Source organism: Arthrobacter sp. (genome assembly GCF_031988865.1).
GTDB lineage: Bacteria > Actinomycetota > Actinomycetes > Actinomycetales > Micrococcaceae > Arthrobacter_B.
In genome coordinates, this window is record NZ_DALZXY010000049.1 from 1 (window position 1) to 25,358 (window position 25,358).

Genomic DNA, 25,358 nt, shown 5'->3' on the forward strand with positions numbered 1-25,358 from the left:
CCCAGGTCGACGCCGGCACCCAGAGTGCCGCCAGCGGTGCCAATGAGCTCTCCGCTGGAGCCACTACGCTCAGCAGCGGCACCAATGACCTCGCGTCCGGTGCCGGTGAACTTCTCGAGGGCGGCACCGCGCTGTCCGAAGGTGCCGGCCAGCTCTCCGACGGCGGACACACCCTCGCCGATGCCCTCGCCGAGGGCGGCCAGGCACTTCCGCAGGATTCCAGCGGCCTGATCGATTCCAAGGCAATCGTTGCCTCGGACCCGGTCGATCTGGACTCCGAGTTCGCCACGCAGGCGTCCAGCTTCGGTGAAGGGTTCGCGCCGTTCTTCCTGGCCCTGGCAACCTTCGTGGGTGCGCTGATCACCTGGCTGCTGCTGCGTGCCCTGCCCACCAGGGCATTGGCCGCAGGTGTCTCCGGATTCCGGGCCGCGGCAACGGGCCTGGTGCCGGCCCTGGCGATTGGCCTGGGCCAGGTTCTCATCATGATGGCCGTGCTGGTCTGGGGGCTGGACATCCATCCCGCCTACCTGATCGGCACCGGAGCCTTCCTGTACCTGACAACCGTGGCTTTCCTGGCGCTCCAGCAGATGCTGATCATCGTGCTGGGCACCGCGGCCGGCCGGGTGGTCTCCCTGGTGCTGCTGATGCTGCAGCTGAGCTCCTCCGGCGGAACCTACCCGGTGGAGACAACCCCGGGATTCTTCCAGGCGCTGCACCCGTTTATGCCCGCCACCTATGTGGTGAACGGACTCCGGGCGCTGATCACCGGCGGCGTGGACGCCCGGATGTGGATCGCCGTCGCCTTCCTGGCCATCCTGGCCGCCGTCTGCATCCTGATCAGCTCGGTGAGCGCCGGGAAGCAGCGCATGTGGACGATCAAGCGGCTGCATCCTGAGTTGCACATCTAAGATCAACAGGGAACCAACGCTCAACCCTCCCCGCACAAAGGACACATTGCATGCCACGCGTATCAGGCACCAAGCGGTCGATCCTCGACGCCGCCCTGGGACTGGCGTCCCAGAACGGGATCACCGGCACCACCATGGAGGACGTCGCCGTGCGTGCCGGGGTTGCCAAGGGCAGCGTCTACTACAACTTTTCCTCCAAGGACAAGCTGTTTGAACAGTTGCTGCTCGACGGCGTGGGGACCCTGGCGGAGACCCTGCGCCAGGCCCGGGAAGGTAAGTCGGGCGCCACCGCCCTGCGGTCCATGGTGAACACCATGCTGGAACTCATTTCCGGAAACCAACCGCTGGCTAAGCTCATTGCCGCGGAGATCTTCCGGACCGACAGGTCCTGGCAGACGCCGCTGCAGCACGTGCGCCGCGAAGCCCTTGCCGAGTTCGTGTCGGTGATCCGGCAGACCCACCCCGAGCGCCCGGACGCGGAGCTGGTGGCCGGCACGATCTTCGGGGCCGTCCTGGTGGGCGGCATCGAATGGCTGGTCTTCAGTCCGGAGCGCACGCTCCGGGAAGTCTCGGATTCGGTGATGTTCACGCTCTCCGGGCAGCTGACCGGAGAGCAGTAACAACCTTGCGAAGCACGACGGCGCCGGTCCCCCATGCGGGGACCGGCGCCGTCGTTATCTGCAGTGCGGGTCAGCTGCTGAGGATCAGCGTGTCCTTGCCGTCCTGCCGCGCAGCGCCTGAGGCAAGAAGCGGCTCCAGGACGCGGACCAGCGCGGTCATCGAGTCATCGACTTCCAGCTGCACCGGGTACTGGTAGGCGAGCATGGCCAGCAGGGAGGCGACAGCAGCTTCTGCCTCGGATTCCTCCAGCGTGGTGTCATAGCCCAACAGCACATCCGCCGGAGCGTCCGTGCGCTCGGAGGTGTAGCTGACGGCGAAGGCGGCGATTTTTCCGCCCTCCGCCTTCGGCGCATCCCGCAGCACCAGCGCGCCGGCGGCACCCGTGGCATCGTTCAGCAGCATCTGCTGTGCCCGGCCCAGGCCCATGTCCGCCCGGTCCCAGCCATGGACGCTGTTGTAGAAATCCGCCACGGCGCGGGTCAGTTCCACCGATCCGGTGGCTGCCTCGTCCAGCTGGGGTCCATGGTCCTCGAAAACGGGCAGCTTGAGCTTGCCCGGCTCCACGATGATGACCCGGGCCCGCTGGATCGGCTCCAGCCCCGCGGCAGCGGCGAAGGCCGCGCCGGGAGTGCCCGGTTCGACTTTGGCACGCAGCTTGGTGACGCCCGACGGCGCGTTCTCGGCTTCCTTGCGCAGCATGCCGAGCAGGGTGGACCCCAGACCGGCACGCCGGTTCTCCCGCGCCACTTCGATGTACACCCACAGGCGGTCCGGGTGCAGGCTGGTCTCATAGACCACCCCTGCGGCGACCGGCACGCCGTCGTCTTCCGCCACGATGCAGCGGCTCCACGGCTCGTTCGAGGAAGGGCGCAGCACGGACCGGAAGTGCCCGGCCTCGCCCGTCTCCGGGTCGCCCCAGAGCTGGATGAGCGCAAGGTCGTCGTCCTCGCGCCATTCACGGAAAGCCAGTGCCATTACGCTCCGATCAGCCGTTCGGCGAGGTAGCCCTGGACTTTGTCCAGGCTGACCCGTTCCTGGGCCATGGAATCGCGCTCACGCACGGTCACAGCCTGATCCTCGAGCGTGTCAAAGTCCACGGTGATGCAGAACGGGGTACCGATTTCATCCTGGCGGCGGTAACGGCGGCCAATGGCGCCGGCGTCGTCGAAGTCGATGTTCCAGTTCCGGCGCAGCTGCGCGGCCAGGTCCTTGGCCTTCGGGGACAGGTCCTCGTTGCGGCTCAGCGGCAGCACTGCGGCCTTGACCGGCGCCAGGCGCGGGTCGAGGCGCAGGACGGTGCGCTTGTCCACGCCGCCCTTGGCGTTGGGGGCTTCGTCCTCGGTGTAAGCGTCAACCAGGAACGCCATGAAGGAACGGGTGAGGCCGGCGGCGGGCTCAATCACGTATGGGGTGAACCGCTCGTTAGTGGCCTGGTTGAAGTAGCTCAGTTCAGTGCCGGAGTGCTTTGAGTGGGTACCCAGGTCGAAGTCGGTGCGGTTGGCGATGCCTTCCAGCTCGCCCCATTCCGAGCCCTGGAAACCAAAGCGGTATTCGACGTCGGTGGTGCCCTTGGAGTAGTGGCTGAGCTTTTCCAGCGGGTGTTCGAACAGGCGCAGGTTTTCCGGGTTGATGCCCAGTTCCGTGTACCAGTTCAGGCGGGTTTCAATCCAGTACTTGTGCCACTCTTCGTCCGTGCCGGGCTCAACGAAGAACTCCATTTCCATCTGCTCGAACTCACGGGTCCGGAAGATGAAGTTACCCGGGGTGATTTCGTTGCGGAAGCTCTTGCCGATCTGGCCGATGCCGAACGGCGGCTTCTTGCGGGAGGTGGTGAGCACGTTGTTGAAGTTCACGAAGATGCCCTGCGCGGTTTCCGGGCGCAGGTAGTGCATGCCTTCTTCATTGGCGACCGGGCCGAGGAAGGTCTTGAGCAGGCCGGAGAATTCCTGCGGCTCGGTCCACTGGCCCTTGGTGCCGCAGTTGGCGCAGGCGATGTCCGCCAGGCCGTTCTCGGGAGCGCGGCCCTTCTTCTCCTCGTATTCCTCTTCGAGGTGGTCGGCGCGGTAGCGCTTGTGGCAGCTCAGGCACTCGACCAGCGGGTCGGAGAAGACCTCCACATGGCCGGAAGCTTCCCAGACGGCGCGCGGGAGGATGACGGCGGAATCCAGGCCAACGACGTCGTCGCGCCCCCGGACCATGGTCTGCCACCACTGCTTCTTGATGTTCTCTTTGAGTTCCACGCCGAGGGGGCCGTAGTCCCAGGCGGAACGCGAACCACCGTAGATCTCACCCGACTGGAAAACGAAGCCCCTGCGCTTGGCGAGGGAGATGATCGGATCCAGTTTGGATTTGGTCGAAGCCATGGAATGGTACCGCCGTTCTTTCGTGTCGCGCAGGCCGCTGGGTGCGGTCCGCTTTTGGTCCCGTCCCCGACCCTGGAACCCCGGCGGACGTGCTCGGGTGGGCGGTGGAGGGCAAAACTTATACATACCAGCTTAAGGTCACCACGGCGAAAGCAGGTTACCGGCGCGCACGCCGCCCCAGCAGGCGGACGCCGGGCATGTTCCAGGGCAGGGTCGCAAGAACGATCGCGGCCAGTGTCAGGGCGGTGCCGAAGACAGTGGCTGCGACGACGGTGGAGCCGGGTGCCGGGAGGAAGATGTCCAACAGGAGCGAGCCGATGAGCTGGCCGCCGATCAGGCCGAGGCTGGTCAGCAGCACCCCCAGGGTCCGGACCAGCATGGCGCTGACCCCTATGAAGATGCAGCCCAGGGGTCCGCCAAGGTAGTACCACCAGGTCTCCGGCAGCGGGTTTCCGGGGCCGGACACCATGAGCTCGATGACCCACACCACCAGCAGCGCGGCGAATCCCGAAACAAAGTTCAGCAGGGTGGCGGTGATGGGGGAACCGTAGTGCATCCCGGTGGTGCCGTTCATGGCCTGTTGGAAGCTCATGGCCATCCCGGCGCTGAGCGGCAGCAGGACGGCCAGCAGCCAGTCCCCCGGATCCGAAGTGCCGGAAATCTTCGGACTCACTGCCCAGGCAACGGCCGCAATGGTCAGGACGGCTCCGACCACACGCATCAGCGTCACCGCTTTTTTCCCGCCCGGGCCGATGCCCATCCGGTCCACGACCAGCCCGGTCAGGGTCTGTCCGGCCACGGTGGCCACGGTGAAGACGGCGACGCCGAGGATCGCGATGGTGAGGGTCTGGGTGAGGACGAACCAGGCGCCGATGACGCCGGCCAGCAGGTAGACCGGCGGGAACCGGCGTTCACGCACCGCGGGCAGGATCTGGGCAAACCCGGCCCGTCCGCGCGGCAGCGCCGCGCTGACCACAATCATCACGGTTAGCCCCACCCCGAAGCTGACCAGGGCGGCGGCCACGCTGTCATCCAGGGCTGTCCCCAGCGCCCCGTTCACGCGGGACTGGGCGGGGATGGCCGTTCCGGCCAGCAGGGCTAGGGGAAGGCCGACGGCGGCGGGAACGCGTAAGGACTGAGGCACCGTTAAACATTACGCCCCAAGCGCGGGTCCGGAGTCCACGGTTGTTGCCCGGCGGGGTCGGGGTGGGCGGCGTGCAGGGGTGGCCGGCGTTTTCCGGCAGAATGGGTCCATGAGTTCAACCGATCCCCAAGACCTCCCCATCCGTGATGACATGATCCGCCTTGGCCAGGCGCTAAAGCTGGCCAACCTGGCCGAAGACGGCATCGATGCCAAGGAGCTGATCGAGAACGGAATGGTCAAGGTTAACGGCGAGATTGAGGAACGCCGGGGCCGCCAGCTCCATCCGGGTGACACCGTTGAGGTGAACGGGCAGGCAGTCCGGGTCGTTTCCGGGGGCTAACTAACGCCGGCCCAGAACTGTGTGCGTCAGGAACTCCTTGACGTGCCCCAGCTCCTGCATGCTGATGCTGTGCCCCATGCCGGCGTAGAGGACCTTCGTCAGCTTCGTGTACCCGTTGAGCCACCCGTGCGTGTACTCGACCCTGGCTTCGTCGATAACCGGATCCGCCTGGTCACGGCCCCAGAAGAACGGCACCTTCAGTTCTGCCAGTTCCTCGTCGTGGAAAAAGGCATTGCCTTCGGCCGGGACCACAAACCCTGAGAGACCGACGACGGCGGCAAACTCCGCCGGCCGGTGCCGCAGGAGGGTGCTGGCCACGGCCATGCCCATCGAGAAGCCGAGCAGGGTCACGCTGCTGTGCTGGTCCTTGATGCTGTCCAGCCAGTCCGAGACGTCCTGCACAGCGGAGACAACCCGGTCCACGGAGTAGTCCGGCTCATTCATCAGCGGGAACCAGGTGTATCCGGGACCCAGGGCCACCGGTGCGCGGACCGACGCGACCGTGAACTCGTCCGGCAGGTACCCGGCCAGGCCCATGAGGTCTTCCTCATTGGCCAGGTAGCCGTGGAAAAGAACCAGCAGCGGAGTCCCGGCCCGCTCCTCCTCGGGCTTCGAGAACAGCACAACCGGATTCCAAGGAGTGTTTTCAGTCATGAATTCCATTCTGGCATGCGCCGATGCCAACCTACGGTCGCGTAGCCAGGCTTCGGCCAGCAATCATGGTCTAGTGACCGAAAATCTCCAGAACCCCTTGAAGAACCCTGACCCGGAAACCAGCACCAGCAATCCGATACCCGATACGAAGACCGCTCCACCGGAGGGCCACCCGGACCATCCGTTCAACCGCTACGTCGCACTCGGTGACTCCTTCACCGAAGGCATCGGCGACCCGGATCCGGAGAGCCCCGGCGGTCACCGTGGATGGGCCGACCGGGTTGCCGAAGAGCTGGCCCATGGCCACGAAGACTTTGCGTACGCCAACCTGGCCATCCGCGGCCGGCTCCTGAACCAGATCATCAACGAACAGCTCCAGCCCGCCATCGATCTGAAGCCGGATCTGGTCACCATCTGCGCCGGCGGCAACGACGTCATCCGGCCCGGCGGCGATCCGGACCGGCTCGCCGAAAAAATGGACGGCACCGTGGCCACTCTCCGTGAAACCGGCGCGACAGTGGTGCTCTTCACCGGACCGGACATCGGGGCGACGCCGGTGCTGGGCAGCGTACGAGGCCGGGTCGCCATCTACAACGAAAACCTGCGCACCGTCGCGGCCCGCCATGATGCTGTGATTGCCGACATGTGGGCCCTGCGCGAACTCAGCAACCCCCAGATGTGGGCCCCTGACCGGCTGCACTTTTCACCGCTCGGACACCACACGATTGCTGCCGCGGTGCTGGACACCCTCGGCGTTCCGCACTCCCTGGAACCACAGGCGGTTAAGGAACTGGCTGCCAAGAACTGGCGGACCGCCCGCTCCGAAGACCTGGTTTGGGCCCGGGAATACCTGGTTCCGTGGGTGGTCCGGCGCGTACGAAAGCGGTCCTCAGGCGACGGAGTTTCGGCCAAACGCCCGGATGCCGGCCCGTTTTTCGGTTCCGGGATGCCGCAGGGTTCGGGCGAAGGCGCCGGCGCACTGGACGAGGCCTAAGCCGGTCCCGGCCGGGACCGCGCCCGGCCGGGATCGCCCAGGGGTTAGGCGAAAAAGCCCTGTTCCAGGAGGCCGGAGAGCTGCAGCACATCGGTGAGGAACCCGTCGTGGCCGATCGGCGCGCTGATCAGGTGCACCTGATTCTGCCCCGGCAGGGCTGCAGCCAGTTCATGGGACTGCTCCGGGAAATACAGCCGGTCGCTGTCGACCGCGGCCACGAGGAATTCCGCTTCCGTGCCGGACAGGGCCTCGGCCAGACTGCCACGCCCGCGGGCGACGTCGTGGCTCATCAGCGCCTCAGTGAGGATGACATAGCTGTTGGCGTCGAACCTCCCGGAGAGCTTCTGTGCCTGATGATCCAGGTAGCTTTCCACCTGGTACCGTCCGCGCCGTGCCGGAAGCGGCGATCCGAGGGGATCCTCCCCCGGCTGCGGTGTCCGACCGAACCGGTACTGCAGTTCAGGTTCTGACCGGTAGGTGATGTGCGCGATCCGCCGGGCCAGTCCGAGGCCTCCCGTCGGTGCCCGGCCGTTGTAATAGTCGCCGCCGTTGAAATCAGGATCCAGCCGGATCGCTGCCACCTGCGCCTGGGCGAAGGCAATCTGTTCCCCGGTGCTGGCCGCGGTCGCTGCGATCACTGCGCAGCGGGCCACCCGCCCGGGTTCGGTGACAGCCCATTCCAGGGCGCGCGCCCCGCCCAGTGATCCGCCGAGCACAGTGTGCCAGCGGCGGATGCCCAGCAGGTCGGCCAGCCTGGCTTCGGCGCGCACCGAGTCCCGGATGGTGACAAACGGGAAGCGGGATCCCCAGGGCAGGCCGTCCGGATCTGCCGATGCCGGGCCCGTGGAGCCGTAACAGCCGCCGACCATATTGATCGAGACCACAAAAAAGCGGTTGGTGTCCACGGTCCGGCCCGGGCCGACAAGTCCGTCCCACCAGCCCGGTTCGTCCGTGTCTCCCTGGGCGACATGGGTACTTCCGGTCAGGGCGTGCGGGATCAGCACGGCGTTGGAGGCGTCGCGGTTCAGCCGGCCCCAGGTTTCATACCCCAGGACCACGTCCGGCAGGATGCCGCCGGTCTCCAGTTCCAGGGTGCCGATCGAGGCGCACTGCAGCACCCCGTCGATGGTGCTGACGGGGTGCTGCGGTGCGGGTGGATATGTTGTCACGGGAATGCGTCAGGCTCCCTTGGCGGCGCGGAAACCGGCGTCGAGGTCCGCGATGATGTCATCCAGGTGCTCCAGACCGACCGAAAGCCGCACCAGGCCCGGGCTGACGCCGGCCGCTGCCTGCGCTTCGGCGCCCAGCTGGCTGTGGGTGGTCGACGCCGGATGAATCACCAGCGAACGGACGTCACCAACGTTCGCCACGTGTGAATGCAGTTCCAGGGCGTCCACGAAGCGTTTGCCTGCTTCGACGCCGCCGGCGATTTCGAAGGACACAATGGCGCCGGTGCCGCGGGGCCCGTACTTGCGTCCTCGTTCGTACCACGGGCTCGACTCAAGGCCTGCGTACGCAACCGAGACGACGTCGTCGTGACCTTCCAGCCAGGTGGCGACGGCGACAGCGTTCTCTACGTGCCGTTCCACACGCAGGCTCAGGGTTTCCAGCCCCTGGGCCAGGAGGAAGGCGCTGAACGGCGAGAGTGCCGCACCGAGGTCGCGCAGCAGCTGCACGCGGGCCTTGAGGATGTACGCCAGGTTCGCACCGAGTGCTCCGTTGGCGCCGAGGTCCCGGGCGTAGACCAAGCCGTTGTAGCTTTCATCCGGGGTGTTGAAGCCCGGGAACTTCTCCGGGTCGGCGCCGAAGTCGAAGTTGCCCGAATCCACGATCACGCCGGCGATTGTGGTGCCGTGGCCGCCGAGGTACTTGGTAGCCGAATGCACCACGATGTCCGCGCCCCATTCAATGGGACGGATCAGGTACGGCGTGGCCAGGGTGTTGTCCACGATCAACGGGACGCCGGCCTCGTGCGCGACGGCGGAAATACCCTCAATGTCCAGGACGTCCTGGCGCGGATTGGAGACGACCTCGCCGAAGAACGCCTTGGTATTGGGCTGGACCGCTGCGCGCCACTGCTCCAAGTTGTCCGGATCAGCCACGAATGTGACTGTGATGCCGAATTTCTTCAGGGTGTGCTTGAAGAGGTTGTAGGTTCCGCCGTACAGGCTGGGGCTGGCCACGATGTGGTCCCCTGCCTCGGCGATGTTGAGGATGGCGTAGGTCTCGGCTGCCTGGCCCGAGGCCAGCAGCAGTGCCCCGAGCCCGCCCTCCAGTGACGCGATGCGGTTCTCCACCGCTTCCTGGGTGGGGTTTCCGATCCGCGTATAGATAGGTGCAAGTTCAGCCAGGGCGAAACGGTTGGCAGCTGCTTCCGCACTGGGGAATACGAAGGACGAGGTCTGGTAGATAGGCAGGGCACGGGCGCCGGTGACGGCGTCGGGCTCCTGTCCTGCGTGGATCTGGCGGGTTTCGAACGACCAGTTGGCAGACATGTTGCTCCCTTTTTGACCAGGGGCCCCACAGGAACCGATGCCGGAAGTACTCCGGATACAGACGTGTGGCCCGCGCTTGCCGTGACATCCTTTTGATGCCCAGCCAGGTCTTCACCCGGGGCACCCCACCGCGGTTGGAGGGTTGCCGGCCAGCAAGCCGGGGCTATCTGCTGGCGCTCATGACCTGTACCCATAGAACCAACGGACACTCAGTTGCGCAACCCATATGACGCAGCGTGAATTCATTTAGTTCCCCTAACAGGTTCCACTTTTGAGCTGCTTAGGCTGGCCTTAGTCGAGACACAGGTCACAACGTGTCAAGATATTCGCATGCGCCTGGATCACGTTTCTTACGCCTGCGAATCCGACGGCCTGCTGGCCACCACGGAACGCATTGCTGCTGCCCTCGGGACCGAATATGTCAAGGGCGGGGTTCACCCCCGTTTTGGCACCCGCAATATGATCCTGCCCCTGGCTAACCACCAGTACATCGAGGTGGTTGAAGTCCTGAACCACCCGGCTTCTGACAAAGCACCCTTCGGCCAGGCCGTGCGTGCCCGGTCCGAAGCCGGCGGCGGTTGGATGGGCTGGTGTGTCGAGGTCAATGACCTGGCTCCCTTCGAAGAACGGCTTGGCCGTGCTTCGGTTCCGGGAAACCGGAAGTTCCCCGACGGCCAGGAGCTGACCTGGCGGCAGATCGGCATCAACGGCCTGATCGCCGACCCGCAGGTTCCCTACATGCTGCGCTGGGATGAGGACAAAGCGGATCTCCATCCGTCCCGTGCCCTCTCCGGGACCGTGTCCTTGGAGTCCCTGACCATTGCCGGCTCTGCCGCGCGGGTCACGGAATGGCTGGGTATGCCGGTCGAGGAGCCGCTGGAATCCGTGGATGTCACCTGGGTTTCCCCGAAGGGCACCCCGGGCATTATGTCCGTTTCCTTCGGGACGCCTTCCGGCCTCGTCGAGATCTAAAAACCTCGTCCCGGAGGGATATCCCTCCGCTTCGGGACTCCCCTGCCACATCGGGTCAATCCTGCGCGGGCGTTTCCCTCCCCTTGGGGACTCCCCTGCCACATCAGGACAGCTGCGGGTGGACGGACTGGATTTACCAGTCCGTCCACCCTTTTGCTGTCTATTTCGGCTGACCGGGACGGCGTCGATTTCGACAAAGGTGTTGGCGAGGGCCGAGCTGCCGCCCGGTCGGGCGGTCGTGGGCCGGGCGTGTGCTGGGCCGGTTGGGTCGAGTCGGGTTGGGCCGGATCGGGTCGGACGTTTCGAGGCCTTCAACGTATCTCCGCGTTGCCCGGGTCTGTGGCGCGGGCGGCGCTTGCCCGGATCTGTAGTTTGGTCCTGACAGGGATTGTCGGGGCTGGGATGGTCCGGACATCGCGCCGGGTATTGACGCAGAACGGCGCCGGTCTGAGTGTTGGCTGGCGCACTGCTCGGTTCAGTTCGGCGATTCATTCAGGGTGCTGGCTTTGTTTAGGGTGGCGGCTCGTTCGGGGCGGCGCATCTCAGGAGGGTTCCGGCGGATGCTTCGGCACGCCTGTCCCCACCGTTCTTCCGCCCGCACCCTCCCTCTGGAAACCCCTGCCGTTATGCAACCTTTGTTCCCTCCGTTTTGGTAAAATCCTCCCGCTTTGTGACGTTGTTTCCCTCCGTTCTGGGAAAGTCCGCCCACTCCGTGCACCACGCCCCTCCGTTCTGGGAAAATCCGCCCACTCCGTGCACCACGCCCCTCCGTTCTGGGAAAGTCCGCCCACTCCGTGCACCACGCCCCTCCGTTTTGGGAAAGTCCGCCCACTCCGTGCACCACGCCCCTCCGTTTTGGGAAAATCTGCCCACTCCGTGCACCACGCCCCTCCGTTCTGGGAAAATCCTCCCGTTTTGTGACGTTGTTTCCCTCCGTTTTGGGAAAATCCAGCCGTTATGGGATTTCCCTCCGGAGCGCCCTGGCAGGGAAATCCCAAAATGGTCGATTTCCCCCAAACCGTAGGGTTTTCCACAGATGGGGACCCCAACATCCAGGCAAGATCGTGAAGGTCCAAGATTGGAGAATGCAGCCAGCTCTCCTTTTTTCGTCGGACGCAGATCGGGACGGTCCCGGTCGGCGATCCCTTGCCAGTCGGTGCCGCAGCGGGGAGTTGCTACGGCTGAGGCCGGGCGTCTACGTCTCCGCTGCCCATTGGGAAAACCTCCCCCGTTGGGAACGCGAAATCACGAAGCTGACGGCAGCTGCGGAGCAGGGCCGGAACCCTCGGGTCCTGCTCCAGGAGTCGGCTGCTATCGCTTGGGGAATTCCCACCATCGGTTCTTCCAACGAGATCATGGTCCTGGCCTCGGCCCCTTCGCATGCACGACGTCGAGGAGGAATCCGCTGGGCCGAACGGCAACTGCTCGAACCTCTCTCCAGGATCGCAGGGTTTGCCGTCACATCTCGTGCGCAAACGGTTCTCGACATGGCCGCCTACCTGCCCTTTGAGCCCGCAGTTCCAGCCATGGACCACGTCCTGCGGCCCGATCCGTTGCGCGGACTGGCCCCGTTGGAAAAGGCAGACTTGAAGGACCTGGCGCAGGCGCTGCCAACCCAAGCAAAACGAACCCGTGCCCTTCGGGTCATAAATTTTGCCGACAAGCGATCAGAATCAGCGGGAGAGTCCCTTTCCCGGGCGGCCCTGCACCGGCTCGGCTTTCCGCCCCCGGAGCTGCAGAAAGAGTTTCGCTCTGCCGGCGGCCGGGTGCTCGGCCGGACAGACTTCTTTTGGCCTCAGCAAAATCTGGTCGGCGAGTTCGATGGTGCTCTGAAGTATGGGCCAGCACTAAACGGGGTCGGCGGGCAATCCCAGCAAGCCCTACTGCAGGAAAAGCGCCGAGAAGACGCCATCCGCGCTACCGGCGTAGGATTTGTGCGCTGGGTCTGGGCCGCCCTCTTCAAAGCACCTGAGGACCCGGACGGCCTGGCGCAAATACTGACTCGGGCAGGACTACCCAGAACCCGACGGCGACAATAGAGCTCCGGCCCGCAGGGACAGCCATGCCCCAAACCGAAGCGGCCAGGGTCGCAAACCCCTACAGCGATCCGCGTGCCGCACGTCTACACCGAGGAAGCCGCTGCAGCCCGGATCAGCCCCCGATTGATTTCCCGCACCACCCCGGCGTCGAGCTTCAGGACCTTGCGGTCATAAGTGAGCAGCCCGTTCACTTCGTCCTCGACGTCGGCCAGCTGGGTGTAGACGGTGGCAGCCAGTCCAAGCGCCACGGCCGGCTCGATCTGGGTCCGGTGCAGTTCGGTGAAGGCGTGTTCGAGCTCCGCCCGGGTGTGCAGGGTTTTGCCGTAGCCAAAGACCGAGCTGTTCCAGGTATGCCCCTCCACGGGCAGGCTGAAGCCGCCGTATTCCGAAAGCACGATGGCCCGCGGATCGCGCTGCCAGCGCCGCCGGATCCGGAACGGGACGGCGTATACGTGCAGGCTTTTGGTATCTCCGGCGCCCTGGTCGTGCCAGCCGCTGGCGTGGTCGATCCCCCGGGTCGGGTCGAGTTCCCGCAGTTCCGCGGCGACCGCGGCGGCGTCGAACTGTCCCCAGCCTTCGTTAAAGGGGACCCACAAGGCGATACTCGGCACGCTCCGCAGCAGTTCCACGGTCTCGCGCATGTCCCGGCGGAATGCTTCGCGTCCGGCGGCGTCACTGCGGCCGAACTTTGCGTAGCGGCGGTCGCTGCGGCTCCCCCGGCCGGGAAGCGGCAGCAGTTCCGGAGCACGCCCGGCGCCCGTGCCTCCGTTGACCAGATCCTGCCAGACCAGCATGCCGAGCCGGTCGCAGTGGTAATACCAGCGCATCGGCTCGATCTTGATGTGCTTGCGCAGCATCGTATAGCCCAGGTCCTTGGCCGTCTGGATGTCTTGGACCATGGCTGCGTCGGCCGGGGCGGTGTAGAGCCCGTCCGGCCAGTACCCCTGGTCCAGCAGCCCGGCATGGAAGTACGGCCGACCGTTGAGCAGCAGCCGCTGGTGCCCGTTCGCATCCTTACCGGTGCCGAAACTGCGCAGCCCGAAGTAACTCTGGACGGCGTCCTCCCCCAGCCGCACGCTCACCGAGTACAGGAAGGGATCCTCCGGACTCCACAGCCGAGGCTGCGGCACCTGCACGCGCAGCGGCTCCCCGGGGACTGCTGTACCGCGGGCCACCTCCGCCCCCTCGGCCATCACGACGATCTCCGCGCGCCCCGGTTCCGGTGTCAGGAACGACGCCGAGACCGCACCTCCCAGCGCACCGTCTGATCCGGGCACCGGCGCACCCGCACCAGCCGGCGCACCGCCGGACCGCGGCCCGGCATGAACCGTGAATTCGACGCCGTCCAGCGATGCCAGGGGTGTGATGACAAGATCCTGGATAAAGGTTTCGGGGACTTCTTCCAGCCAAACGGTCTGCCAGATCCCGGACTGCGCCGTGTACCAGATCCCGCCGCGCTCGAGCTTCTGTTTCCCCCGCGCAGCGCCGTTGGTGTCGCTGCCGTCCAACACCCGCACCACCAGTTCCTGCTGCTCCCCGGGGACAAGCAGATCGGTGATGTCGAGGCTGAAGGGCAGGTAACCGCCGTCATGCCCGCCGGCGCGGCGGCCGTTGACGACTACCGTGCAGGACTGGTCAACGGCACCAAAGTGGAGCAGCACCCGCCCGCTCGACTGCCCGCCACGCGGCAGGCCCGGCGACAAGCCAGGCACCCGCCCGGAAACCGGCCCGACGCGCGGCAGGGAAAAGCGACGCCGGTACCAGAGCGCTTCCCCAGGCTGCAGCTGGCGGCCGACGCCGGAAAGCGGGGCTTCGGGCGAGAACGGCACCAGGATCTTCCCGTCCCAGTCGCGGGGTGCCTCCTCGCTGCCCGCGGGCGTGAAGGCGTAGTCCCAGCTTCCGTTGAGGTTGAGCCAGGATCCGCGGACCAGCTGCGGCCGCGGATACTCGGGCAGGATGTGCTCCGGGTCAAGGGCTTCGCCCCAGGGTGTGGTCAGCGCCATCCCGCGTTAGTCTCCAATGCCGATTGCCGGACCGAACAAGGCAAAGCCCACGAATCCGGCGATGTCCACGAGCGCGTGGGCGATGATCAGGGGCATCACACGCCGGGTCTTGTAGTAGGCATAGCCGAAAATCAGCCCCATCACGAAGTTGCCGATTCCCGGACCGATCCCCTGGTACAGGTGGTAGCTGGCCCGGATTAATGCGCTCGTGAGAATCATGGCAGGCACTCCCCAGCCCAGCGCCCGCAGCCGGGTGAACAGGTACCCCACCACAATCACCTCTTCGAGCACGGCATGACGCAGGGCCGAGAGCACCAGCACCGGCAGGGTCCACCAATACGTGTCCAGGGCGGCCGGGATGAGCGCGGTGGTGATGCCCAGCGCCCGTCCGGCGGCGTAGACACCCAGCGTTCCGGCTCCGATTACCGCTGCCAACGCGAACCCCAGTCCGAAGTCCCGCAGCGGGCGGGAGAAGGTGAAACCGATGCGCCGGAAGGCTGACCGGCCGGGCTCGGTGAGCAGGAAGAGCACCAGGGCAACGGGCATCAGCGAAAAGAAAATGCCCAGCAGCTGGTACACGAGGTCGAAAAACTGGCTTTGGGCCAGCACGGGATTCAAGGTGGTTGTCTGCCCGGACAGCGGCCCCTGGGTCATCTTGTCAGCCAGGCGGACGACGGCGTAGACACCTGATTGCCCAAACGAGAGGCCGAGGACGATCAGGATTTCCGCGGTCAGCCGACGTCGTTCCCGAGGTTCCAAGGCTGGGGCAGGAACGGTGGAGGCGGGGCGCATGTGCCTATTCTGCCTGATCCGGGGCTGACCTGCCGGGCAGGCGACGCTTGCGGTCAGCCGCCCAATGCATTTCACTGGTTGAAATGCCGTTACCATTCTTCGGCATTCCTGAATCTGTTTATGCACCGCATCAAACCAGGCATTGTGAGGTCTCATGATTTCTCCCCAAAACACCGCAGTTTCCGTGGCGATCGGCCCCGGCCCGCTGGAACCGGCAGCGATCCTTGCCGTGGCCAGGGACGGCGCCCGGATTCGCCTCACGCCGGAGGCGCTGGCGGCCATGGAGTCCTCCCGCGCCGTGATCGATTCCCTCGCTGCGGACACGTTGCCGCACTACGGTGTCTCCACCGGGTTCGGGGCGCTGGCCACGAAGCAGATTCCCGAGGAGCAGCGAACCATGCTGCAGCGTTCCCTCGTCCGCAGCCACGCGGCGTCGTCCGGTTCCGAGGTGGACCGGGAAGTGGTGCGCGCCCTGATGGTCAACCGCCTCTCCACGCTGGCAACCGGCCGTACCGGAGTGCGCCCCGCCGTCGGCACGGCATATGCCGCGCTGCTGAACGCGGGCATCACGCCGATCATCGGCGAATATGGGTCGCTGGGCTGCTCCGGGGACCTCGCTCCCCTTTCCCACTGTGCCCTGGCGCTGATGGGCGAAGGCCGGGTGCGCGACGCCGCCGGGCAGGCAATGGACGCAGGCGAGGCTTTGGCTGCGGCTGGCCTGGAACCCCTGGAACTGCGGGAAAAGGAGGGGCTGGCCCTGATCAACGGCACCGACGGCATGCTCGGAATGCTGACCATGGCCATCGCGGACCTGCACCGGCTGTTTTCCATTGCGGACATCGCCGCGGCCATGAGCGTGGAGGGCCTGCTCGGTACCGACGCAGTGTTTGCTGCCGATCTGCAGGGCCTCCGCCCGCAGCCAGGCCAGGCCGAGTCGGCAGCCAATATCCGCGCCGTGCTCGCCGGGTCTTCCCTGGTGGAGGAGCAGAAAAGCGGAGAGTTCACCCGCGTGCAGGACGCGTATTCACTTCGGTGCGCACCCCAGGTGCACGGCGCCGCCCGGTCGACACTGGCCCACGCCGAACACGTGGCAGCGTGCGAGCGTGCCTCCGCCATCGATAATCCGGTGGTTACCGTGGATGGTCGGGTCGAATCGAACGGCAACTTCCACGGTGCCCCGGTGGGCTATGTCCTGGACTTCCTCGCCATCGCCGTGGCGGATGTAGCGTCCATGAGCGAACGGCGGACCGACCGTTTCCTTGACCGCAACCGCAGCCACGGACTGAACCCGTTCCTCGCCCACGATCCCGGCGTCGACTCCGGCCATATGATCGCCCAGTACACGCAGGCCGGCATCGTCTCCGAGCTCAAGCGGCTCGCGGTTCCCGCGTCCGTGGACTCCATCCCCTCCTCTGCCATGCAGGAAGACCACGTCTCGATGGGCTGGGCAGCGGGCCTGAAGCTGCGTCGGGCACTGGACGGGTTGGCACGCGTCCTCGCCGTGGAACTGCTGACCTCCGCCCGCGCCCTGGACATGCGCGACGGCGGCATCGAAACCGCCCGGAGCGCTCCGGTGTCCACTGCCGTTCGCAGCGCCATCCGGTCGCTGGTCCAGGGCCCAGGGCCCGATCGGTTCCTGGCACCAGAGATTGAAGCCGTTTACAGCCTGGTTGCGGACGGGACGCTGCTTTCAGCAGCAAACAGTGTTCTGGACCGGCCCCTGGACTAAGCTGCGGGACATGGATTCACAGGGGCCGGCTAACGGTCCGATGGGCGGCAGCGTGCGGGTGGCCGCAACAGTCAATGGTTTGGTCCAGGGCGTGGGCTTCCGTTACTGGGTGCTGCGGCGGGCAGGAAAACTGGGGCTGACCGGGACCGTCGTCAACCAGCCTGATGGCTCGGTGCTGATCACGGCCGAAGGGCCGCCGTCGGCGGTGGACGGATTGATGGAGCAGGTGCGCTCCCCGTCCGCGCCGGGTGCAGTCCACGACGTCGAGGAGCGCCGCTCCGCTGCGAGCAGCGAGTTCGACGGTTTCAGCGCCGGGTAACGGCAGCAACGTCCCGACTCGCGTCACAATCGACGCAGCAGAATCCGGGCATTAAAAACGCCGGCAGACTATGGGTTGATTGGGGGAAACAACCCATAGTCTGCCGGCGGCGGATAGTTCACTACGCTATCCATTCATCACTCGCACCCTTATGAGGTACTAACTACATTAGGACACGGGTCTGTAAAGCTCCTGTCAGCAAGCTGGCAACTCCCTGAGAGCGGCGCCGGGCCCGTCTCTGCATCTCAGCCGGCACCGGCCGGGGGTGTGTCAGGCTGCGTTCTTCAGCCCGGGTACGCCCGGCTTGGCGGGAGTCTTAGCGGGCGTGCTGGCGGGCCCGCTCGTGGAGGAAGGAGCGGAGACCGCGGCTGGCGCTTGGCCCGCGGCTGGCGCTTCCCTTTCCGGCGCGGCCGACGGCGTGGACGGCTGCTTGGCGGCCTCCTGGCCACCGGCCCGTTTCGCTTTGCCGCCACCCTTCTTTTTCTTGGCAGCGGCTTTTTTGTTGACGGCCGACTTCGCGACGGCTGGCTTTGCCTCGGCAGGGGTGGCCGAAGGCTTCGGGCGGCTGGGCTGCGCTGCCCCGGCCTGCTTGGTCCCGGCTTGCTTGGCCCCGGGCTGTTTGGTCCCGGCCTGTTTCGTCCCGGCCTGCTTAGCCCCGGACTGTTTCGTCCCAGCCTGCTTAGCCCCGGGCTGTTTGGTCCCGGCCTGCTTGGAAGCCGGCGCAGCGGCCGCCGGCGCTTCCGCTGCGGCATCCGACGCCGCCAAGGCAGCACCCCCGGCAGCACTCTCCATCCGACCGGAATCGAGGCGGGAATCAGCGCCCGCCCGGATCGGGCTGGACGGACGTCCATGCTGGCGTGCCGGCAGCAGGGCGTCCATGAGTTCGTCAGTGGCGGAGCGTGTGGCATCCAGGAAGACGGCCGCCGCTGTGTCCTCCGGAGTGGTTTCCGTCCGGTGGACGGCGGAGCGCTTCAGCAGGCGGTACAGGGCGGAGACAACTACCAGGAGTGCAATGCCGGTTCCATACATCATGGCCAGCGACAGGGCCAGTGAAGTCGTCCCGCCGGAGAAGAATCCATACCCCGCAATGGCCAGAATTAGCCAGACGGCACTGATCACCGTGATGACAGATCGGACTTTGATGTAGAAGGGACGCTGCTGCACACCGGCAAGCTGCGGCGGCAAGATATCTGGCACTGACGAGACCTCTCAAAAGCACAAACGGCAGGACTAAAAGTTGATGTTGGCCGGAGCCACCCTGCCCTTCAACTGTAGGTACCGCCGGAGTCTCTGCTGACCATTCCCGCACCCTTTGACCGATTTGTTACATCCTATGGATGAGATCTTGCTCACAGTCCGCCGCGCGCTGGCGAAAGGGCCTCTGCGACGTCGACCGGGGGCCGTTCACCGTGAAGCTGGGCGGCCGCGAGTTCAGCGATTCCGGAGGAGGTTTGAAACCCGTAGCCGCCCTGGCCGGCCAGCCAGAAGAACCCCGGAACGGCGTCGTCGAACCCCACCACGGGCAGGCCATCCGGCGCCTCGGTGCGCAGGCCCGTCCACGCGCGGTGAACCTTGCCGAGTCCCATGGACGTCACGGAATTCACCAGGGCCTTCAGCGCGTCGATGTCCTCGGGGCGGTGCCGGGCGTCCTCCGCACCGCTGGGGACGGCCTCCGACGGTGAGATCAGCACCCCCTCGGCGTCGGGCCGGTAGTAGAAGGTATCCAGGGCGCTGGCCACCATGGGGCCGTCGGGCGCCGGCGGGTTCGCCGCTTCCACGATCGCGGCTGTCCGCCGGTAGGGCTGCAGTCGCCTCGGACGAACGCCGAAGAGCGTTGCCACCGCGTCAGCCCAGGCGCCGCCGGCATTGACCACGGTGGAAGCAACGAACTGTTCCCCCGCCGCGGACACCAGCCAGTTTCCTGCGTCGGTCCGCTCCGCGGCGTCGACCCGGCGGTTGGTCAGGATGCGCCCGCCGCGGGATTCGATGCGACGCCGGTGCCAGTCCATCAGGAGGCCGGTGTCGCAGGAGACGGAGGTGGTGTCCAGCCCGGCGGCTTCGAAGCTGCCGGCCTCCAGTTCCGGTGCCAGTCCCTCGGCCTCGGCCATCGTGATCGGGTGCATGTGGCCGCTGGCCTGGTCACGGACGTCCTCCTCATCCCCCACGAGCAAAAACCCGCGGGGAGAGAGGATCGGCTGCGGCAGGTTCGCTTCCAGCTCACGGATCAGGGCCAGGGTCCGGATGGTCAGGGCCTGCACGGGCGGCGGTCCGTAGCTGGGAATCAGCTGCCGCGCTGAACGGGAGGAGGTGTGGTAGCCGAGCACTTCTTCGGCTTCCAGCAGCACGACGCCGGTGCGGCCGGCCAGCTCCGCGGCCAGCGAGAGACCTGCGATGCCGCCGCCAATGATCAGGACGGGTGTGTCCGGGGCGCCGGGGGCCGGCCTACGCATCGGGCACCACCGTCAGGATGGTGGCGTCATCGGCCTTCTCACCGATCGCCTGCTGGTGTTCGCGCAGCTCCAGGAGCAGGCGCTGGGTGCCAAGTGGGGTCGAGGCAGCACGCAGGAAACCGCCGGGGCCGTCCACCAGTCCCAGGTCGACGGCGCGCCAGGCGCCGTCGGAGGCCAGGACCACCCGCCGCGGAGTGCCGAGGCGTTCCAGATGCGCGTGCTGCACCGCTTCCGGTTCCCGCCTGGCCACCCAGAGCCGGCCAGGGGTGTTGCGCAGCTCCCGGTCCCGACGCAGCAGTGCGCGAGCTTCCTCGGGATCGGCCGGGTTTTCCCGGTCCACGCGCGCATCTGCCGGTTCGCTCGTTACATGGACCACGGACCCGTCTTCCAGTTCGACGGCGGCGTGGCAGTCGGCCAGCACCAGCAGCTCCACGCCGGTGCCGGTCAGCTGTGCCATGCACAGGGCAGCGCTCGGGAACCTTCTCCGCTCGCCGGCAGCATGTTCCTGCGCCACCTTGTCCACCCGCCGGAGGGCGTCCTCGAGGACGCTGCCCGCCGAGCCGGTCCCGTCGGCGGAAGCCGGTGAACGGGCGCTGTCGGACAGCAGCAGGTCAAGGGTCCGGGCATACCAGGACGGGTTGGACGGGCCCGGCAGATCCAGCTCGGGCAGCAGGGACGTGGCGCCGTCGATCACCCAGGCGCTGGCACCGGTAAAGCCGCAGCTGTCCTCGTTTACGTGCCCGTCGCCTTCGGTCTGGACGCGGACGGAATGTCTCCAGTTGGTGGGCATAGCCCATTGTGGCACGCAGGCTAGAGCCAGGTGAGATCGTCGGTGAGGATCTCCATCAGGGTTTCCGAGCCCACCAGGTACAGGCCCGGGTGCCGGTCCGCAGCGGCCAGGAGGTTCGACGCCATGTACACCGCCCAGCCGCGGGCCCGAAGCCAGACCGACGGATCGCCGTCGTACTGCCTGCCCAGCGATTCACGCAGCCGACGGCGGCCGGTGGCGTCGAACACCAGCCACGCTGCGGCCAGATCGGTGGCCGGATCCCCCGCCGTCAGGTCGCCAAAGTCGATGACCGCCTGCAGCGTTCCGTCCTTGGCGATCAGGTTGGCCGGGTGGAGGTCGCCGTGCAGCCACAGGGGCGCTCCGTTCCACGGCGGCAGGTTTACCGCCTGGGCCCAGATCTGCTCGATGCGCGCTGCGTGCGGCACCATGCCGGAGCGCAGCCGTTCCTGGACGGCCTGGCTCCGGGTGGCGAGGGTCCCACCCACCACGGGGTTGGGCGGATAGTCCCGGGGAGCAGGCTGGTGGAAGGCGTTCAGGAAATCTCCGAGCGGCCTGGCCAGGGCAACGTTCCGGTCCCGCGGCTGAAGCGAGACGTCGAGGCCGTCGAACCATTCGCTGATGCTCCAGGGGTAGGGGTAGAGCGCTTCCGGAACGCCCACATACAGCGGGACCGAGGTTCCGGTGGCCAGGCCCGCCGTCAGTCCGGGGAGCCAACGCTGCTCCTTGGCCATCAGCCCGGCAACACTGTCCCGGCGGGGCAGGCGGACCACCAGATCCTTGCCGAGTCGGAACACGTAGTTCACCCAGCCGTCCCCCACTTCCTTCAGCGGGTGATGTGCCAGCTGCGGGTACTGACTCTCCAGCAGGGCACGGACCAGGTCTGCATCCACTGCAAGCTGGGCCGGGACCGTCGACATGCTGAGCACCCTACCCTTGGGCCGGGCTGCTGGACAGGTGCCTTAACGCAGACCGGCTTCCGGCCCGGCGCACCCCTTGGAGGGGAACACCGGGCCGGAAGCCGGATCCGGGATGGTGCGGGCTAGCCCTGCACGCCCAGGCGTTCGAGGATCAGCTCGCGCACGCGGCCGGCGTCGGCCTGTCCGCGGGTCGCCTTCATCACGCCGCCGACAATCGCGCCGACAGCCTGCACCTTGCCGCCGCGGATCTTATCCGCGACGTCGGGAGCTGCGGCCAGGGCGGCGTCGATGGCTTCGAGCAGGGCACCGTCATCGGAGACAACGGCGAGGCCGCGCTTTTCGATGACTTCCTCCGGGGTGCCTTCGCCGGCGAGGACGCCGTCGAGCACCTGGCGGGCCAGCTTGTCGTTGATCTTCCCGGCCTGGACCAGGCGGTCCAGTTCCACGATCAGCTCGGGCGTGACGCCGGTGTCCACCGGATCCACTTCGGCTTCCTTGGCGCGGCGGGCCACTTCGCCCATCCACCACTTGCGGGCCACCTGTGCGGAGGCACCGGCGGCGATGGTTTCCTCGATGGCTTCCATCACGCCGGCGTTGACGACGTCGCGGAACTCGGCGTCGGAGTAGCCCCACTCGGTCTTCAGGCGCTTGCGGCGCTCGGCCGGCGGCTCGGGCAGGCGGGAGCGCAGCTCTTCGATCCATTCCTTCGTGGTGACCACGGGAAGCAGGTCCGGCTCGGGGAAGTATCGGTAGTCGTCGGCGTCGGACTTGGGCCGGCCCGACGTCGTCGAGCGGGTGTCCTCATGCCAGTGACGGGTTTCCTGGACGATCTTCTCGCCGGAATCCAGGACGGCGGCGTGCCGCTGGATTTCGAAGCGGACGGCACGTTCGACGGCGCGCAGCGAGTTCACGTTCTTGGTTTCCGACCGCGTGCCGAACTTTTCCTGGCCGTACGGGCGCAGGGAGACGTTGGCATCGCAGCGCACGTTGCCGCGCTCCATCTTGGCATCGGAGACGCCGAGGTTCTTCACGATTTCCCGGATGGCCGCCACGTAGGCCTTGGCCAGCTCGGGGGCACGTGCACCGGCGCCTTCGATCGGCTTGGTGACGATTTCCACCAGCGGAACTCCGGAGCGGTTGTAGTCCACCAGGGAGAAGTCAGCCCCCTGGATGCGTCCGGCGGAGCCGCCCATGTGGGTCAGCTTTCCGGCGTCTTCTTCCATGTGGGCGCGTTCGATCTCGACGCGGAAAACGGTGCCGTCCTCCAGTTCGATGTCCAGCCAGCCGTCGTACGCAATCGGATCTTCGTACTGGGAGGTCTGGAAGTTCTTGGGCGTGTCCGGGTAGAAGTACTGCTTCCGGGCGAACGTGCAGGATTCGGCGATCTTGCAGTTCAGTGCCAGGCCGATCAGGATCGAGTACTCCACGGCGGTCTTGTTGACCACCGGCAGGACGCCGGGCAGGCCAAGGCAGACCGGAGTGACGTTGGTGTTCGGCTCATCGCCGAAGACGTTCGGGGCATCGGAGAACATCTTGGTGTTGGTGTTGAGCTCCACGTGGACCTCAAACCCCAGTACCGGATCGTACTTCTCGATCGCCTCGTCGTAAGGCACTGTTTCTTCCTGGGTGTGCACGGACATTACTTCACTCCTCCGAGTACGGGGGCCGAAGCCAGCAGCGGGCCGCCCCACTTCTGCTCCAGCAGGCCTTCCAGGGCTGCGCCGGCACGGTACAGGCGCACGTCCTCGCGGGCGGGTGCCAGGAACTGGATGCCGACCGGCAGCCCGTCGGCCAGGCCGCCGGGAATGGAGATGCCGGGGACGCCGGCCATGTTGGCCGGGATGGTGGCGACGTCATTCAGGTACATGGCCAGCGGATCGTCCAGCTTCTCGCCGAGCTTGAACGCCGTGTTCGGCGACGTCGGGGAAATCAGTACGTCAGCCTGCGCGAACGCGGCGTTGAAGTCACGCTGGATCAGGGTGCGGACCTTCTGCGCCGAGCCGTAGTAGGCGTCGTAGTAGCCGGCGGAGAGGGCGTAGGTGCCCAGGATGATCCGGCGCTTGACCTCGTCGCCGAAGCCGGCGGCGCGGGTCGCACCCATCACGCGTTCGATGGTGAGCGGCGGATCGGCGGGCAGGCGGCGCATACCGAACCGGACGCCGTCGTACTTCGCCAGGTTCGAGGAGGCCTCGGACGGCATGATCAGGTAGTAGGCGCCGAGCGCGTACTTGAAGTTGGGGCAGGAGACCTCCACGATCTCGGCACCGGCGTCCTTGAGCAGCTCAAGGGACTCATCAAAGCGGGCCTGCACGCCGGGCTGGTAGCCCTCGCCCTGCAGTTCCTTGATGACGCCGATGCGCATGCCGGCCACGCTGCCGTTACGGGCAGCTTCGACCAGGTTGCCGACCGGATCGGTCAGCGAGGTCGAGTCGCGGGGATCGTGTCCGCCGATGACTTCCTGCAGCAGGGCGGCGTCCAGCACGGTGCGGGAGACCGGGCCGATCTGGTCCAGCGAGGAAGCCATGGCAATGGCACCGTAGCGGGAGACCCCGCCGTAGGTCGGCTTCACGCCCACCGAACCGGTCACGGAGGCCGGCTGGCGGATGGATCCGCCGGTGTCGGTGCCGAGGGCCAGGGGTGCTTCGAAGGCGGCGACGGCGGCTGCCGAACCTCCGCCGGAACCGCCGGGGATCCGGTCCAGGTCCCACGGGTTGCGGGTGGGGCCGTACGCGGAGTGCTCCGTGGAGGAGCCCATGGCGAATTCGTCCAGGTTAGTCTTGCCCAGCATCGGCATGCGGGCGGCACGGATCCGGGAAATCACCGTGGCGTCGTACGGGCTCATCCAGCCTTCGAGCATCTTCGAGCCCGCCGTGGTGGGCTGGCCCACGGTCACGATCAGGTCCTTGATGGCGATTGGAACGCCGGCCAGGGTGTGCATCTCTTCGCCGGCGGCACGGGCCTTGTCCACGCCGGCAGCAACTTCAAGCGCTTCATCGGTGTTGACGTGCAGGAACGCGTTGATGTCGCCGTCGACTGCTTCGATCCGGTCCAGGTGGGCCTGGGTGACCTCGACCGCGGAAACCTCGCGGGAGGCCAGCTTCTCTGCCAGCACGGCAGCGCTGGAGGTAATCAGTTCACTCATGGAAGTTTTACTCCTCATCCAGGATGGCAGGGACCTTGAAGCGGCCTTCGGCGTTGTCCGGCGCGCCGGACAGGGCCTGCTCATTGGTCAGCGTCTGCCCCACCACGTCCTCGCGGAACACATTTACCAGCGGGATCGGGTGGGAGGTGGCCGGGATGTCCTCGCCGGCAACTTCGCTTACGGATTTGATCGAATCCACGATGACGTCGAGTTCGCCGGCCATTTTGTCCAGCTCGTCATCGGTCATCTCAATGTGGGCCAGATGCGCGAGATGCGCCACAGCCTCACGATTGATCTCAGACATGAGTCTCCCATGCGTCTTATGCAGTATTTTCGGCTTACACCGGTATCCCTACCAGTCTACGGCGTGTGGCCGCAGTGTTTGGGTGCCGTGACGTGCGGGTCTGTTGGGTGGGTTGGGTGAGCGGGTGAGCCGGGTGGTGCGGGGGTGGCGGGTTCGACCGGCGGGATGCGGCGTTCGGCGGGACGCCGGTTTCCGTGGACTGGCCGTACTGGCGAGTGCACAGATCTGGCGGGATGCCAGCCCGTCCGGCACTCGACCATCGGCGAGTGCGCAGATCTGGCGGGATGCCAGTTTCCGTGGACAGGCTGTGCCCGGCGAGTGCGCAGCTCTGGCGGGATGCCCGCCCGTCCGGCACGGTGAGTGCGCAGCTCTGGTGGGATGA

23 protein-coding genes and 1 riboswitch are annotated in these 25,358 nt (G+C 66.4%); of the genes, 8 read left to right on the forward strand and 15 right to left on the reverse strand.

Annotation, left to right across the window (positions count from 1 at the left end; all coding sequences use genetic code 11):
* A partial coding sequence (locus tag RTN46_RS10195) for a YhgE/Pip family protein (protein WP_312181061.1) occupies positions 1-908 on the forward strand: 908 nt, incomplete at its 5' end.
* 50 nt (positions 909-958) lie between these two features.
* Positions 959-1,528: a TetR/AcrR family transcriptional regulator gene (locus RTN46_RS10200; protein ID WP_312181063.1), complete on the forward strand. Its 570-nt coding sequence runs from the start codon at positions 959-961 to the stop codon at positions 1,526-1,528.
* Between the two features lie 70 nt (positions 1,529-1,598).
* On the opposite strand, the gene RTN46_RS10205 is transcribed toward RTN46_RS10200, so the two are convergent.
* The 3 genes from RTN46_RS10205 to RTN46_RS10215 all read right to left on the reverse strand — a co-directional run bounded on the left by RTN46_RS10205 (position 1,599) and on the right by RTN46_RS10215 (position 5,036).
* Positions 1,599-2,504: a GNAT family N-acetyltransferase gene (locus RTN46_RS10205; RefSeq protein ID WP_312181065.1), complete on the reverse strand. Its 906-nt coding sequence runs from the start codon at positions 2,502-2,504 to the stop codon at positions 1,599-1,601.
* Positions 2,504-3,892: a glycine--tRNA ligase gene (locus RTN46_RS10210; protein WP_312181066.1), complete on the reverse strand. Its 1,389-nt coding sequence runs from the start codon at positions 3,890-3,892 to the stop codon at positions 2,504-2,506. Before RTN46_RS10210 ends, RTN46_RS10205 begins: the two co-directional genes overlap by 1 nt.
* A gap of 157 nt (positions 3,893-4,049) precedes the next feature.
* The gene (locus RTN46_RS10215; protein ID WP_312181068.1) at positions 4,050-5,036 is read right to left on the reverse strand and encodes a DMT family transporter; all 987 of its coding nucleotides are present in this window, start codon (positions 5,034-5,036) and stop codon (positions 4,050-4,052) included.
* Positions 5,037-5,145: 109 nt separating this feature from the next.
* Here RTN46_RS10215 and RTN46_RS10220 point away from each other — a divergent pair, with 109 nt between their 5' ends.
* The gene (locus RTN46_RS10220) at positions 5,146-5,376 is read left to right on the forward strand and encodes an RNA-binding S4 domain-containing protein (protein WP_312181070.1); all 231 of its coding nucleotides are present in this window, start codon (positions 5,146-5,148) and stop codon (positions 5,374-5,376) included.
* Here RTN46_RS10220 and RTN46_RS10225 read toward each other — a convergent pair whose 3' ends face one another.
* Positions 5,377-6,030 (reverse strand): alpha/beta hydrolase-fold protein, encoded by a 654-nt coding sequence (locus RTN46_RS10225; protein ID WP_312181072.1) that lies wholly within the window; start codon positions 6,028-6,030, stop codon positions 5,377-5,379. It abuts the gene before it with no gap.
* A 73-nt stretch (positions 6,031-6,103) separates the two neighbouring features.
* Here RTN46_RS10225 and RTN46_RS10230 point away from each other — a divergent pair, with 73 nt between their 5' ends.
* Positions 6,104-7,024 (forward strand): SGNH/GDSL hydrolase family protein, encoded by a 921-nt coding sequence (locus RTN46_RS10230; RefSeq protein ID WP_396157605.1) that lies wholly within the window; start codon positions 6,104-6,106, stop codon positions 7,022-7,024.
* A gap of 44 nt (positions 7,025-7,068) precedes the next feature.
* On the opposite strand, the gene RTN46_RS10235 is transcribed toward RTN46_RS10230, so the two are convergent.
* Entirely contained in the window at positions 7,069-8,193 is a 1,125-nt protein-coding gene (locus RTN46_RS10235; protein ID WP_312181073.1) for a homoserine O-acetyltransferase, read from the reverse strand.
* Positions 8,194-8,202: 9 nt separating this feature from the next.
* Positions 8,203-9,519 (reverse strand): bifunctional o-acetylhomoserine/o-acetylserine sulfhydrylase, encoded by a 1,317-nt coding sequence (locus RTN46_RS10240; protein WP_312181075.1) that lies wholly within the window; start codon positions 9,517-9,519, stop codon positions 8,203-8,205.
* Between the two features lie 67 nt (positions 9,520-9,586).
* Positions 9,587-9,704, reverse strand: a riboswitch (SAM riboswitch).
* 145 nt (positions 9,705-9,849) lie between these two features.
* On the opposite strand from RTN46_RS10240, the gene RTN46_RS10245 reads away from it, so the two are divergent.
* Positions 9,850-10,491 (forward strand): VOC family protein, encoded by a 642-nt coding sequence (locus tag RTN46_RS10245; RefSeq protein ID WP_312181076.1) that lies wholly within the window; start codon positions 9,850-9,852, stop codon positions 10,489-10,491.
* Between the two features lie 1,487 nt (positions 10,492-11,978).
* On the forward strand, positions 11,979-12,530 hold the full coding sequence (locus RTN46_RS10250; protein ID WP_312181077.1) for a hypothetical protein: 552 nt from the start codon (positions 11,979-11,981) through the stop codon (positions 12,528-12,530).
* A gap of 83 nt (positions 12,531-12,613) precedes the next feature.
* On the opposite strand, the gene RTN46_RS10255 is transcribed toward RTN46_RS10250, so the two are convergent.
* Together RTN46_RS10255 and RTN46_RS10260 are read right to left on the reverse strand one after the other, a co-directional pair.
* Positions 12,614-14,533, reverse strand: coding sequence for a sugar-binding domain-containing protein (locus tag RTN46_RS10255; RefSeq protein ID WP_312181078.1), 1,920 nt, complete (start codon positions 14,531-14,533; stop codon positions 12,614-12,616).
* 6 nt (positions 14,534-14,539) lie between these two features.
* Positions 14,540-15,325, reverse strand: a complete 786-nt coding sequence (locus RTN46_RS10260) for a type II CAAX endopeptidase family protein (protein WP_312181079.1) — start codon at positions 15,323-15,325, stop codon at positions 14,540-14,542.
* Between the two features lie 154 nt (positions 15,326-15,479).
* Between RTN46_RS10260 and hutH the strand changes: the two genes are divergently transcribed.
* Both hutH and RTN46_RS10270 read left to right on the forward strand, forming a co-directional pair.
* A complete protein-coding gene (gene hutH, locus RTN46_RS10265) occupies positions 15,480-17,054 on the forward strand; it encodes a histidine ammonia-lyase (protein ID WP_312181081.1) in 1,575 nt (524 codons plus the stop codon).
* A 10-nt stretch (positions 17,055-17,064) separates the two neighbouring features.
* The gene (locus RTN46_RS10270) at positions 17,065-17,373 is read left to right on the forward strand and encodes an acylphosphatase (RefSeq protein ID WP_312181083.1); all 309 of its coding nucleotides are present in this window, start codon (positions 17,065-17,067) and stop codon (positions 17,371-17,373) included.
* A 270-nt stretch (positions 17,374-17,643) separates the two neighbouring features.
* Here RTN46_RS10270 and RTN46_RS10275 read toward each other — a convergent pair whose 3' ends face one another.
* The 7 genes from RTN46_RS10275 to gatC all read right to left on the reverse strand — a co-directional run bounded on the left by RTN46_RS10275 (position 17,644) and on the right by gatC (position 24,976).
* Positions 17,644-18,570 (reverse strand): hypothetical protein, encoded by a 927-nt coding sequence (locus RTN46_RS10275; RefSeq protein WP_312181084.1) that lies wholly within the window; start codon positions 18,568-18,570, stop codon positions 17,644-17,646.
* Between the two features lie 152 nt (positions 18,571-18,722).
* Positions 18,723-19,823, reverse strand: coding sequence for an FAD-dependent oxidoreductase (locus RTN46_RS10280; protein ID WP_312181086.1), 1,101 nt, complete (start codon positions 19,821-19,823; stop codon positions 18,723-18,725).
* Positions 19,816-20,613, reverse strand: a complete 798-nt coding sequence (locus RTN46_RS10285) for a protein phosphatase 2C domain-containing protein (protein WP_312181088.1) — start codon at positions 20,611-20,613, stop codon at positions 19,816-19,818. Before RTN46_RS10285 ends, RTN46_RS10280 begins: the two co-directional genes overlap by 8 nt.
* 20 nt (positions 20,614-20,633) lie before the next feature.
* Positions 20,634-21,530, reverse strand: a complete 897-nt coding sequence (locus RTN46_RS10290) for an aminoglycoside phosphotransferase family protein (RefSeq protein WP_312181089.1) — start codon at positions 21,528-21,530, stop codon at positions 20,634-20,636.
* A 122-nt stretch (positions 21,531-21,652) separates the two neighbouring features.
* Positions 21,653-23,170, reverse strand: coding sequence for an Asp-tRNA(Asn)/Glu-tRNA(Gln) amidotransferase subunit GatB (gatB, locus tag RTN46_RS10295; protein ID WP_312181090.1), 1,518 nt, complete (start codon positions 23,168-23,170; stop codon positions 21,653-21,655).
* Complete coding sequence (gene gatA, locus RTN46_RS10300) at positions 23,170-24,672, reverse strand: Asp-tRNA(Asn)/Glu-tRNA(Gln) amidotransferase subunit GatA (protein ID WP_312181092.1); 1,503 nt, start codon at positions 24,670-24,672, stop codon at positions 23,170-23,172. The genes gatB and gatA overlap by 1 nt, the downstream gene beginning before the upstream one ends.
* Positions 24,673-24,679: 7 nt before the next feature.
* Positions 24,680-24,976 carry an Asp-tRNA(Asn)/Glu-tRNA(Gln) amidotransferase subunit GatC gene (gene gatC, locus RTN46_RS10305; RefSeq protein ID WP_312181094.1) on the reverse strand — a complete coding sequence of 99 codons (297 nt, stop codon included), beginning with the start codon at positions 24,974-24,976 and terminating at the stop codon, positions 24,680-24,682.
* Positions 24,977-25,358: the final 382 nt, after the last annotated feature.